The 12956-nt window shown below is 39.3% G+C and carries 13 protein-coding genes; 10 read left to right on the forward strand and 3 right to left on the reverse strand.

Annotation, left to right across the window (positions count from 1 at the left end):
- The 10 genes from plsX to B9N65_RS02905 all read left to right on the forward strand — a co-directional run bounded on the left by plsX (position 1) and on the right by B9N65_RS02905 (position 10746).
- Positions 1–990: a phosphate acyltransferase PlsX gene (plsX, locus tag B9N65_RS02860; protein WP_087582711.1), complete on the forward strand. Its 990-nt coding sequence runs from the start codon at positions 1–3 to the stop codon at positions 988–990.
- A 3-nt stretch (positions 991–993) separates the two neighbouring features.
- On the forward strand, positions 994–1998 hold the full coding sequence (locus B9N65_RS02865) for a beta-ketoacyl-ACP synthase III (protein WP_087582712.1): 1005 nt from the start codon (positions 994–996) through the stop codon (positions 1996–1998).
- A 196-nt stretch (positions 1999–2194) separates the two neighbouring features.
- Positions 2195–2794, forward strand: coding sequence for a peroxiredoxin (locus B9N65_RS02870; RefSeq protein WP_002942572.1), 600 nt, complete (start codon positions 2195–2197; stop codon positions 2792–2794).
- 122 nt (positions 2795–2916) lie between these two features.
- Positions 2917–3999: a PilZ domain-containing protein gene (locus B9N65_RS02875; RefSeq protein ID WP_087582713.1), complete on the forward strand. Its 1083-nt coding sequence runs from the start codon at positions 2917–2919 to the stop codon at positions 3997–3999.
- A gap of 8 nt (positions 4000–4007) precedes the next feature.
- Positions 4008–6296, forward strand: coding sequence for an ATP-binding protein (locus B9N65_RS02880; protein ID WP_087582714.1), 2289 nt, complete (start codon positions 4008–4010; stop codon positions 6294–6296).
- Between the two features lie 59 nt (positions 6297–6355).
- A complete protein-coding gene (plsY, locus tag B9N65_RS02885; protein ID WP_087582715.1) occupies positions 6356–6967 on the forward strand; it encodes a glycerol-3-phosphate 1-O-acyltransferase PlsY in 612 nt (203 codons plus the stop codon).
- Complete coding sequence (locus tag B9N65_RS02890; protein WP_087582716.1) at positions 6964–7290, forward strand: dihydroneopterin aldolase; 327 nt, start codon at positions 6964–6966, stop codon at positions 7288–7290. Before plsY ends, B9N65_RS02890 begins: the two co-directional genes overlap by 4 nt.
- Before the next feature lie 76 nt (positions 7291–7366).
- On the forward strand, positions 7367–8038 hold the full coding sequence (gene hsrA / locus B9N65_RS02895) for a homeostatic response regulator transcription factor HsrA (RefSeq protein ID WP_002942555.1): 672 nt from the start codon (positions 7367–7369) through the stop codon (positions 8036–8038).
- A 38-nt stretch (positions 8039–8076) separates the two neighbouring features.
- On the forward strand, positions 8077–9294 hold the full coding sequence (locus B9N65_RS02900; protein WP_180385119.1) for a sensor histidine kinase: 1218 nt from the start codon (positions 8077–8079) through the stop codon (positions 9292–9294).
- 3 nt (positions 9295–9297) lie between these two features.
- A complete protein-coding gene (locus tag B9N65_RS02905; protein WP_087582717.1) occupies positions 9298–10746 on the forward strand; it encodes a Ppx/GppA phosphatase family protein in 1449 nt (482 codons plus the stop codon).
- Positions 10747–11285: 539 nt separating this feature from the next.
- Here B9N65_RS02905 and B9N65_RS02910 read toward each other — a convergent pair.
- Genes B9N65_RS02910 through B9N65_RS02920 form a run of 3 tightly spaced genes read right to left on the reverse strand, consistent with a single transcriptional unit; the run spans position 11286 to position 12894 of the window.
- Positions 11286–12164, reverse strand: a complete 879-nt coding sequence (locus tag B9N65_RS02910; RefSeq protein ID WP_087582718.1) for an excinuclease ABC subunit A — start codon at positions 12162–12164, stop codon at positions 11286–11288.
- The gene (gene fliN / locus B9N65_RS02915) at positions 12161–12478 is read right to left on the reverse strand and encodes a flagellar motor switch protein FliN (RefSeq protein WP_002942551.1); all 318 of its coding nucleotides are present in this window, start codon (positions 12476–12478) and stop codon (positions 12161–12163) included. Before fliN ends, B9N65_RS02910 begins: the two co-directional genes overlap by 4 nt.
- Complete coding sequence (locus B9N65_RS02920) at positions 12475–12894, reverse strand: chemotaxis protein CheX (protein ID WP_002942548.1); 420 nt, start codon at positions 12892–12894, stop codon at positions 12475–12477. Before B9N65_RS02920 ends, fliN begins: the two co-directional genes overlap by 4 nt.
- Positions 12895–12956 lie beyond the last annotated feature (62 nt).

Here is a 12956-nt window from a genome sequence, read left to right on the forward strand (position 1 = left end):
ATGATTCGCATTGCTATTGATGCTATGGGTGGTGATTTTGGTGCAGAGCCTATAATATCTGGCGTTATCGAAGCACTGAAAGAGGCGGAATTTAAAGCTGTATTAGTTGGCGATAGCAATGCCATAAAACCACTCATCCCACAACCCTATTTAAAAAATATAGAATTTATAGAAGCTACCGAAGTCATCTCTATGGCTGACGGAGCAACAGACGCACTAAAAAGAAAAGATAGCACGATCTACAAAGCTGTTGAGCTTTTAAAAGAAAAAGAAGTCGATGCTGTCGTTTCTGCTGGTCACAGCGGTGCTACTATGAGTTTAGCTACGTTAAGAGTTGGTAGATTAAAAAATGTATCTCGTCCAGCAATCGCTACACTTATGCCAAATTCAAAAGAGACAGCTACTTTGGTTTTGGATGTTGGCGCAAATGTTGATTGCAGAAGCGAACACTTGTTTCAATTTGCCATAATGGGCGAAGCCTATGCAAAAGAAATTCTAGGCAGAAAAGAACCAAAAGTGGGTCTTTTGTCAAACGGCGAAGAAGAGAGCAAAGGCAATGAAGTCAGCAAAGAGGCCTTTAAACTAGTTTCTAGACTTGATAGCTTTGTTGGAAACGCAGAGGGCAATCAAATTTTTGATGGCAGCATTGACGTAATGGTTTGTGATGGTTTTATGGGAAATATCCTATTAAAAACGAGCGAAGGTGTTGCTGATGCCATAGGTAAGATCATCAAAAAACAAGTCAAAAAATCACCCCTTGCTATGGCTGGATCGGTGCTTATGAGAAAAGTTTTCAAAACTCTAAAAAAACAGGTCAGCTACGATGAGTATGGCGGTGCTCCGCTTCTTGGCGTAAATGGCTGCGTCATCATAAGTCACGGCAAAAGCAACTCAAAAGCCATAAAAAATGCAATCTTTCAAGCAATCAAATTTGCTAACTCAAATATAAATAAAGTTATAGAAGAAGAACTTTCACACTTTGCAAGGTAAAATATGCCAAAAGCTTCATTGATCTCCATTGCGTCATATGTCCCAGAAAAAATTTTAACAAATTTTGATTTTGAAAAAATGGTCGACACGAGCGATGAGTGGATAGTGAAGCGAACTGGTATAGAGCAAAGACACATCGCAACAACCGAGATAACAAGCGATCTTGGCACAAAAGCTGCCGAGCTAGCTATAAAACGCTCAGGGCTTGAAAAATCACAAATCGATGCGGTAATCTGCGCTACAATATCTCCAGATCATCTTTGTATGCCTTCAACTGCTTGCAAAATAGCTGCAAATTTAGGTTTAAATTTTGGCATTACAGCTTTTGATATAAGTGCGGCTTGCACGGGATTTATCTATCTTTTAGAGCTTGCAAATTCCCTTGTTACAAGTGGTGCTAAGAAAAATGTCTTGATCATAGGAGCTGAAAAACTAAGCTCGATGGTTGATTACACTGACAGAAGTACTTGCATACTTTTTGGCGACGGAGCAGGTGCTGCTGTGATAAGTGCTAGCGAAGAAAACGAGATCATCGACGTCCACACTGCAAGCGATGGCAGACAGGCTGAGCTTTTGATAACTCCAGGATGTGGCAGTGCTTTTCCAGCTAGCGATGAGACGCTAAAAAATAGACTAAATTTCATCCACATGAGCGGAAATGAGGTCTTTAAGATAGCGGTTCAAACACTTAGCAAAAGCGTGATAGAAATTTTACACGCAAACAAAATGCAAAGTGAAGATATCGACTTTTTCATACCTCATCAAGCAAATATCAGGATAATAGACGCCGTAAAAAATAGACTAAATTTCACCGACGAGCAGTGCGTTTTGACGGTTGCAAAATATGGCAACACAAGCTCTGCTTCGATCCCAATGGCGATGAATGATGCTTACGAGGATGGACGCATCAAAAATGGTTCAGTTTTGCTTCTTGATGCATTTGGCGGTGGCTTTACTTGGGGTTCGGCGATACTAAAATTTGGCGGTAGAAATTTTAGCGATCTGTAATTAACCGCTTTTATACCCAAAACTCTAAATTTAATAAAATTTCTACAACACCTTCTATAAATTTTAAAAATTTCCATTCATTTTCAAATGTATATTAAAATTACACTGTTTTAAATTTCCAGATCTATTTAATTAGAATTTAAATTTTTATGGATATAATTTCGCAATCAATAAAATTTATTATTAAGGAGAAAAAATGTTAGTAACAAAAAAAGCACCTGACTTTACAGCTGCAGCAGTTTTAGGAAACAATCAAATTGTAAATGATTTCAACCTTTACAAAAATATCGGCGAAAAGGGCGCTGTTGTCTTCTTCTACCCAATGGACTTTACATTCGTTTGCCCAAGCGAGATAATCGCATTTGATAAAAGATATGACGAGTTCAAGTCACGTGGTATCGAAGTTATCGCGGTTTCTTGCGACAACCAGTTCTCACACTTTGCATGGAAAGAGACTCCAGTAAATAAAGGCGGTATCGGCAAAGTTCGCTTCCCGATCGTAGCTGACATGACAAAATCAATCGCTCGTGGCTTTGACGTACTTCTAGAAGACGCTGGCGTAGCACTTCGCGGATCATTCCTACTTGACAAAGATGGCACAGTTCGCCACGCAGTTATAAACGACCTACCACTTGGTAGAAACATTGACGAGATGATCAGAATGGTAGATACTATGCTATTTACAAACGAGCACGGCGAAGTTTGCCCAGCTGGCTGGCACAAAGGTGACGCTGGTATGAAACCAAGCACAGAAGGTGTTGCTGACTACCTTTCACACAACGAAAGCAAACTATAATTATTCAAATTTCTAGGCAGCTTTGCCTAGAAATTTCCTCTCTACACAAATTTAAATATTTTTTTAATATAACTTTATATATGATAGCGATGTTTTAATAAATAACCTTTTTTGGAGACCCCATGGAGTTTAAGGGCAGGCAAGAACTTGTCGAAAATTGCGAGGATTGCATACTTGGTTTAAGAGCTAAATTTATAGATGAGGGTATCAAATTTTGCAGACAACTAACCCTTGTAGTGCCACACGAGCAGATGAAAATTTGCCTTGAGAGTATCTTTGACGCGCTACTCATCCAAAAGCCAAATGCCACACAAATTCGCGACGACTTAAACAGCCTAATACCAAAACTAAATGCAAAAGATGAGCTAGTAAATTTCTTGCTCTTAAATTTGACACTAAATTTTAGTCATGCCTGCGACAATGCAGTATATGTGGGCTATTTTGTAAATGCCGTCTCAAGGATGAAAGAAATTTTATATAACACGCAGGATCACCAAGAAGCCACGGTAAAAACGATGATCGATACTGGCTCATTTTTCTACGAAGATCCGATCAACACATTTACCCGCATGAAAAACGCCAAGGTCCGCCCTGAGTTTTTAAATTTATACGACGGACTAAATATAAAATACGAAGCCGAAATTTTAGAGGTTAAAGAAGATAGCGTCGTTTTTCGCGTAGATATGATGCAAATTTTAGCCATGAAGCAAGATGGCAAGGGCTTTATCCTGCCAAACAGCTTCTTCTCAAAGCAACTTCGCGCCGACATCATCGACTACAATATCGCCGATAAAAGCGTTACCCTTTCAAATTTCTCGCGCACAGCAACCATGCATGCAAATAAGAGAAAATTCCAGCGCGTCTTGCCAAACCGCTTTACCAAAATTTCTCTAAAAGGAGAGCAAGGCGAGCTTGTTGGCAGCCTTTATGACATCTCAGAAGGCGGCATGAGCATATTAAGCTCACAAGCTACAAATTTTAAAGACGGCGAAGAGTTAGAGGCAAATTTTGACATCTTGCTCTCACCAGATGAAGTAAAAAACGTCTCCTTAAAGCTAAAGCTAGTGACAGAGCTAGCATACAAGGGCTACATCAGATACTGCATGCAGCTAGTTGATGATGACAAAACGATAAAAGACTTCACGCAAAAGCGCGTCAAAGAGACGCTTGACGAGCTTCGCTCGCGCATAAATTTATACGAATAAGGCAATTAGTGAAAACCATACAAGAAAATTTAAAACTTTTTTACATCGGACTAAAAGATAAAGAGCCATTTTTTTATAAAAACAAGGACCTAACCACCCATGCAGCCATTATCGGCATGACTGGCAGCGGTAAAACAGGCCTTGGTATCACGCTTTTAGAAGAGGCCTGCATAGACAACATCCCCTCTATCATCATCGATCCAAAGGGCGACATCACAAATTTAGCCCTCACCTTTCCGCAGATGAGAGCGGAGGATTTTTTACCTTATGTCGATGAAGCAGAGGCTGCAAATAAAGGTCAAAGCATAGAGGAATTTGCCGCCTCTCAGGCCGAGCAGTGGAAAAACGGCATAGAGTCGAGCTTTCAAGACCTTGAGCGAGTAAAAATTTTAAAAGATAGTGCTAGCTTTAATATCTACACTCCAAAAAGCTCATCTGGCATAGGTGTGGCGCTACTTAGCGACTTTGCTTGCCCAAATATTAGTGACGAAGAAATTTTTAGCAACTATATAAACTCACTCGCAGCATCGGTGCTATCGCTTATTGGCATGAGTTCTGAGGACATGAGCTCAAAAGAACAGCTGCTAATATCCACTATATTTGAGAGCAAATTTAAGGAGCAAAAAGACGTCAGCATCGAAGAGCTTATAAATTTCATAGCAAATCCGCCGTTTAAAAAGATAGGCGTTTTTGACGTAGATACCTTCTATCCAAGCAGTGAGCGCCTAAAGCTTGCCATGAAGATAAACGCACTCATCGCAAGCCCAAGTTTTAAGGGCTGGACGCAGGGCGTTAGACTAGAAATTTCAAAGATGCTTTTTGGCGAAAACGGCAAAGCAAAATGCAACATCTTTACGATCTCACACCTAAATGACGCTGAAAGGATGTTTTTTGTCACCCTTTTACTAAACGAGATCATAGCGTGGATGCGCGGCACAGAGGGCACTAGCTCACTTAGAGCGATCCTATATATGGATGAAATTTTTGGCTTCTTCCCGCCAAACGCAAATCCGCCGTCAAAAACGCCTATGCTCACGCTCTTAAAACAGGCTCGTGCATTTGGTCTTGGCTGCGTTTTAAGCACGCAAAACCCAGTCGATCTTGACTACAAAGGCCTTAGCAACATCGGCACTTGGTTCATCGGCCGTCTCCAAACAGCGCAGGATAAAGCCCGCGTGATCGACGGACTAAGCGGCATCGCAGGCTCAAGCTTAGACAAAGCCTCACTTGAAAAACTCATATCAAATTTAGCCAAGAGAAATTTCTTACTCAAAAATATAAACGAGGATGGCTTAAACGTCATCTCCACGCGCTGGGCACTTAGCTATCTAAAAGGTCCGCTAAGCCGTGAGCAAATTTCAAATTTGATGAAAGATAAAAAAGAAAATTTAAGCAGCCAAAGTGTAGATAAAAGCGAGATGAAATTTAGCGCAAAACCTATCATCTCAAGTGCGATCACGCAGCTTTATGCCAACTCAAAAAGCCTTACGCCAAATTTGCTAGCAAGTGCAAAGGTGAGAATTTACGATGCTAAAAAGGGCATAGACAGCGTTTGTGAGGTGAGCTATCTTTACGAGCTTAGTGAAAATGACAAAGAACCAAACTGGAGCGAGGCTAGCGAAGGAATGCGCGTTGATGCAAGCGAAAATGAACCAAGCGGCGCAAGCTTTGCTGCTGTGCCAAATTTCATAACGAGCGCTAAAAATTTTGACGCTTTAGAGAAAGATTTTAAAGAGTTTTTGTATAGAAATTTCAAATTTAACACCTTTGAAGCGATGGGAATTTACTCAAAAGAAAACGAGTCAAAAGAGGAGTTTTTTATAAGACTTCAGGATAAGTGCAATGAAATTTTAGAAGAGCAAACCGCAAAGCTCACGGCTAAATTTGAAAAAGAGCAAAAAAGTTTGCAAGATAAGCTAAACAAAGCCCTTGCAAAGCTTGATAAAGAGCAAAAAGAGATGACCACAAGCGGCCTTGATGCGGCTATAAATATAGGCGCAAGCATATTTGGAGCGATATTTGGAAACAAGCTCTTATCTCGCCAAAACGCGGGCAAGATCGCATCAAGTGCCAGAAGCGCAAACAAGGTTTTAAAAGAGCGAAGCGACGTCAAGCTTAGCGAGCAAAGCGTAAATGATATAAACTTAGCCATAAGCGAGCTTGAAGAGAAATTTGCACAAGAGTGCGATGCACTAAAGGAGGCAAATGATGTTAAAAACATCACGATAAACGAAACGCAAATTTCGCCAAAGAAAAGCGACATCTACGACGAAAAAATCGTGCTTTTGTGGAGATGATTTATAAAAAAATTAGTATTTTTTTAATATCATTTCTCTTTAAATTTAAAAGGTAAAATATGCAAAATTTAATACTTTATGCCGTTAGCTACCTGCTTGGCAGCATCCCATCAGGGCTCATACTAGCAAAAATTTTCGGACATGTTGATATAAAAAAAGAGGGCAGCAAAAGCATAGGCGCGACAAATGTTTTAAGGGTTTTAAAACAAACTAACCCAAAACTCGCCAAAAAATTAGCCATTTTAACAGTAGTTTGTGACGTGCTTAAGGGCGTTTTGCCACTCATCGTAGCCTCATCTCTTGGAGCTAGCCAAAGCGTGCTTTGGACGATGGCAGTTTTAAGCGTTGCGGGGCATTGTTTTTCTATATTTTTAGGCTTTCAAGGTGGCAAAGGCGTGGCAACCGGAGCTGGCGTGCTCGCATTTTTCTTGCCAGTTGAGATCATAATCGCTCTTGTCGTTTGGTTTTTGGTCGGTAAATTTTTAAAGATAAGCTCTCTAGCCTCGCTATGTGCGCTGATAGCTCTCATCGCATCAAGCTTTATCATTCACCCAGAGCTTGATGAAATTTACACTCACGCGCCGATACTTATCATTGCATTTTTGGTAGTTTATAAACACATACCAAATATCGTTCGCCTACTTTCAGGCAAGGAGCAAAAAGTCGTATGAAAAGTGAAATAACAACGATCATTAAAGATTATAAATTTCAAACCGTTATAGGGATGTTTGACTTTGAGCGAGTTGCAAAGCAAGAGGTAAAAGTAAGCTTAGAATTTCGCTCAACTAGCTTGATTGATTACGTTTTGGTGGCGGATTTTATAAAAGAATTTTACAATGAGATGAAATTTCAAAGCGTAGAAGAGTCACTAGAAACAACCTGCAAAGCGCTAAAAGAGAGATTTAGCTCGCTTACTAGCTTAGATATGGAGATTTTAAAAACCGAGATTTTACCAAATGCAATTGTCGGTGCAAAAATCAGCACTGTTTTTTAAAAATTTATTAAACTATCTTGAAATATTTCTTAATTTATGATACAATCGACCATAAATTTTAGTTTAAGGAAAAGAAATGCGTATTTTAATAGTAGAAGACGAAGTAACGCTAAACAAAACGATTGCTGAGGGGTTGCAAGAGTTTGGCTATCAGACAGATAGCTCTGAAAATTTCAAAGACGCTGAGTACTACATCGGCATCAGAAACTATGACTTAGTTTTGACTGACTGGATGCTTCAAGATGGTGACGGCGTTGATCTTATAAACATCATAAAACATAAATCTCCACGCACTTCAGTCGTAGTTCTTTCTGCAAAAGACGACAAAGAGAGCGAGATAAAAGCACTTAGAGCTGGCGCTGATGACTACATCAAAAAGCCATTTGATTTTGACATTTTAGTAGCAAGACTAGAGGCTAGACTACGCTTTGGCGGCACAAATATCATCAAGATAGACGAGCTTATCATCAACCCTGACGAAGAGAAGATCACATATCTTGGCCGCGATATCGAGCTAAAAGGCAAGCCATTTGAGGTACTAACTCACCTTGCAAGACACTCAGACCAAATCGTATCTAAAGAGCAACTACTTGACGCTATCTGGGAAGAGCCAGAGCTCGTAACTCCAAACGTTATCGAGGTTGCTATCAACCAAATCCGCCAAAAAATGGACAAACCGCTAAATATTTCGACAATAGAAACTGTTAGAAGACGCGGATATAGATTTTGCTTTCCCAAAAAAGCTTAAGAAATAGATTTATACTGCAATTAGCATCTGGTGCGATGATGCTAATTGCCGTTGTTTCGGTGATGCTCTATCACTACATAAGAGTCACCGTTTTTCAAAGCGTAGTTAGTGAGTTAAACCAGCAAGCCACAGCTTACAAAAACAATCCACAAAATTTCAATCCTAACAATCTAAAAACTTTCACTATAGAAATCCCAAACAAAACTCTAGCCACCGTAAAAGCGGGTGAGCTTAAAGGCGAAAAGCCCTACCTTGTGATGCAAAAGATAAAAGATAAGAGTATAACCACTCTAACAACAAGGCTAGATGACAGCAGCTACTTAGTCCTAGAAAAAGAGACAACGCTTCAAAGCCAGATAGTCGAAGAAATTTTTATAGATATTATAATCGTAAATGTCACAGCGATACTTTTGGTGCTATTTTATGCACTATTTTTATCAAGAATGCTTTTAATACCTATAAAAATTTTAAGTCACAAGCTTACAAATTTAGATGAGAAATTTCTAAAAGAGATCGATATCAAAAGCTTGCCAGACGAGTTTTTACCACTTGGTAATAGCATAAATAGGCTAATTGCTCGCATACAAACTTTTGTCTTATACCAAAAAGAGCTCTTTGTAGGCGTTGCACACGAGCTAAAAACTCCGCTTGCCGTCATGAAAACCAAAAACGAAGTTACGCTCTTAAAACCACGCGAGAGCGAAAAATACATAGAAGCGCTAAAATCAAACAATGAAGCGATCAACGGCATGAACGCTATGATAGGCTCTGTCCTTGAGATAGGTCGTCAAGAGGGCGCGCAGTTTGAAGAGCCGGTAAATACCGACGTGATCGCATTTTTGAAAAAACTAGGCAAAAACTACGAGGTGCTCGCAAAAGGTGAAGAAAAAAATCTCGCACTCGATCTAAAACCTGAAATTTTTAACCTAAATATCCAAACCAGCCTACTAACGCACATCGTGCAAAATTTCGTCCAAAATGCTATCAAATTTTCTCCAAAAAATAGCACGATTACGATTAGCTCAAAGCTTGAAAAGAGCAAATTTATCATCGAGGTTGCCGACGAGGGCGTGGGCATAGACGAGAGCAAGGACTTGTTTGCTCCATTTAAAAGATACGGCAACAAAGGTGGTGCTGGACTTGGACTATTTCTCGCAAAGGGCGCAGCACAGGCACTTGGCGCTGAGATATCTATCAAAAATAGAGAGAACGCAAACGGAGCAGTTGCAAGCCTCGTTTTAAATTTAAAAGGATAAAAAATGGCAAAGAGAACCGCAGTGATCGATCTTGGCTCAAATTCTATGCGTATGGCGATATTTGAGCGCACATCACGCTTAGCATTTTTTATACTAGCTGAATACAAAACCAAAGTGCGACTAGGCGAAGGCGGATACGGCTCAAACAACGAAATTTCAGAAGCTTCAATGCAAAAAGCGATTAAAGCTTTTGGCGAATTTGATAACATCATAAAAAGATATAAATGCTCTAAAGTCCTATGTGTAGGCACTTCAGCGCTTAGAGATGCTCCAAACTCGGGCGTTTTGATCTCTCTTTTAAGAAAAAAACTTGGCATAAATTTAAAAGTGATTGACGGCAAAGAAGAGGCTACTTTTGGAGCGATAGCGGCTAAAAATTTGCTTCACAATCTAGCCGAGTGCGTCACTATCGACATCGGCGGAGGCTCGACCGAGCTTGCTAGGATAAGTAACGGCAAGATAGTTGATGTCCTCTCGCTTGATATAGGCACAGTAAGGCTAAAAGAGCTATTTTTTGATAAGAAAAATTTAAACAAACTACCAAAATTTCTATCGCAGATCACGGCGCAGATAGATGAGCGATTTAAGTGTTCAAATTTAATAGCGATTGGCGGCTCTTTAAGAGCGATTTCATCGGCCATAATGAGTAAAAATTTATATCCGCTCTCATCACTACATGGCTTTTGCTACAAGCTTAGTGACGAGCAAGCCTACATCGAGAGCATCGCAAACGTTAGCGTGCTTGAGCTAAATAAATTTCCTATAAAAAAGGATAGATATGACACCATTAGAGAGGGCGCACATATATTTTTAGCCCTTGCCAAGGCGCTAAATGCCAAAAACGTCATCACAAGTGGCGTTGGAGTAAGAGAGGGCGTCTTTTTAAAAGACTTTTTGCGTCCAAGCTTTAAATTCCCAGAAAATTTTAACCCAAGTGTTAAGAGCCTGCAAGACCGCTTCATCCTCTCTTGCAACAAAGCCGTGGCAAGATACGCAAAGGATATTTTTGTGGCGCTTAGAAAACTTCATGGGCTAAATGAGAGCTATCTTGAGACGCTGCTAATTGCTGCAAAGCTCCACAACATCGGTCAAGAGATAGGCTTTTACGGCGATCACAAAAACTCAGCCTATATCATACTAAATGCCCTAAACTACGGCTTCTCACATGAGCAAAAGGCACTAATAGCCGCAGTCATCGGCACAAATGGCAAGAAAAATATTTATGAGTTTGAAAAGTATAAAAATTTATTACCAAAGGCTGAATGTGTAAGGTGGCTAAGTTTCATCCTTGCGCTAGCCAAGGCACTTGATATAACCTGTGAGAAGCTAAATTTAAGCTTTGAGTTTAGTGGCCACACACTAAAAATAGAGGGCGCAAAAGAATTTGCCATGGCAAAAGAAGAGATAAAAAAGATCGCAAAACCTGAAATTTTTGCCATTTCGTTTGTGTAAATCAAAAAGTTAGCGGTCAAATTTATAAATTTATTTTCTAAAAATAGGGGGGGGATAAAGGCTTCTATTTTGCTTTGTAGGCTCGCAATGCAAGTCAGATACGAAGTCCCCGTACACCTTACCCACTCTTTTATGCTTCAGCACACGTTCAAAGCATGCAATAGTGCCAAAGAGTCATGTTTTTAGTGTGTCAAATAAATTTTAAAATTTCATGAACGAGTAATTTCGGCTCTAAAATTTGAGCTAAGCGGTTAGCGAAGCCAAATTTTAGTAGTCAATTCTTGCGAGTGAATGGAATTTTAAAATTTGTAAAATAGATTTTTATAAATTTAATGTTTATTTCTTTGTTAAGGGGGGAAGAGGCTTGAATTACGTTCTACTTGCAGTTGCGAGACGAAGTCGAAGTAAAGCCCGACGACGTTAGAGGTGCATGCTCCAGTGCTTCGCACTGCATGAGTCTTACATGAGAGAATTTATAGCAAATTTTAAAATTTATGAAAATGCTCTTCTAAATTTTTAAATTTAGTAGCAAAGCGGGGCTAAAATTCTCCGCTCATTTTGTCTTTGTAGTTATTTAGGCTATTTTGACGCTCTTGCAAAAATGAGCCAAGTTTTTTCTTATTTTCTTCAAAGAAAACAGCAAAGTCTTGCTCATTTTGGATCTTATCCTCGCCAAAGCTATCAAGCATGACGTTTGAGCTGCCAACTATCACTAGATAGCGCCTATTTTCGTAGCTTAGAAGCATTAGCTTGTTTGTGCGATCAAGATATTTTTCGTATATGATATTGACGCCACTATTTTGGTTTTTAAGCAGCCAGTTCATCGACTTTGTGTCATTTTGTGGCTGATTTTGTGGTGTTTTAAATCCACTAAAATCACTACTTTTTGAAGTGATATATCTTTTAAAAACATATAAAAATATAAGAAGCGCGATGAGCACACTTAGGACGATGAAGTATCTCGAATCAATATTTACCATAGGTTCATTTTCTGTCTTTGGCGTGCTAGCAGTTTCTATCTTTGCGCTAGCTTGTGGCATATTTTGCACCTGCGTTTTTGTGTTTTTTGGTGTTACGCGGATGCGAAGTCCGAAGCTATCTGTTGTCTTTGAAGCATTTACGATGATTGCATCGTTTGAGCGTAAATTTAACACTAGAGAGTTTTGCTTTGGCTCTATCTCAAGCTCTTGAATGATCTTTGAGTTTATATCCTTGCTCGCGCTTTGATCGTAGCTTAGTGAATTTAGTATCAAAGAGGTCGTATCTTTTTCACGCTTTTGAAAGATATTGCCCTCGTAAGGCGCATCAAAGCTAAGCATGATATCGACCCTGTCAGTGCGCTCATAGATATTGTATGTTAGCAAGTTTGAAGCTAAAATTTGCGTAGCAAAAAGCACAAAAAATAGTATAAATTTCATAAAAGTTCTTTTTTGAAGTACTGAATAACTGACTTTGAGTCCAAAATTTCATTTATCCTGATGGCTAAATTTTTCTCATAAACCATTACTTCGCCTTTTCCAAAAATTCTATTATTTATATATAGCTCCACGCTCTCGCCAGCTGGTTTTTCGAGGTCTATGACCGAGCCAGCTTCAAATTTCAAAAGCTCATTTATGCTAACTGTGGTAGTTCCTAGCTCGGCTATAAAATCAACGCTTATATCCATAAGCTCGTCATAGCTCTTAAAAAGCCCTAGCTGTTCTAGTGTCTCTATCGCACCTTCGTCGTTCATTGTATCTTGTAGCCTATTTGAAATGTTCTATTTTTTATCTTATATATAAATTTCTCTTTTAGCTTTATGCCAAAATTCTCAACCTCGCCCAAAAACTCAGGCGTTCCGAGTTTATAAGCATTTGGCTCTTTTTCATTTAGCAGATTTTTAGCCTTGCCGATGATTTGATTAGCTATCTCTTTGCAAAGATCGTCCAGATCGCCACCATCAACATCTTCGTGACCAAAAAAGGCATTCATGAAAATTTTCAAAGTATCTTTTTTAAAAAATAGATAAAACTGATACTCGCTTTTACCCTTATAAACTGGTATGCTAGCCCCGTAAAATCCTTTACCAAGGCTCTTGCCAAACTCTAAATCCAGCCCCAAAGTATCCTTGCAAAGATAGCTCGTGGCTTCATCTATAACTTTTCTCATATCTCTTCCTTAAGACTTGAAATGCGCGTTAATTATACTTTGGCTTTACTAAATTAGCTATA

Source organism: Campylobacter concisus (genome assembly GCF_002165815.1).
Lineage (GTDB): Bacteria > Campylobacterota > Campylobacteria > Campylobacterales > Campylobacteraceae > Campylobacter_A > Campylobacter_A concisus_BH.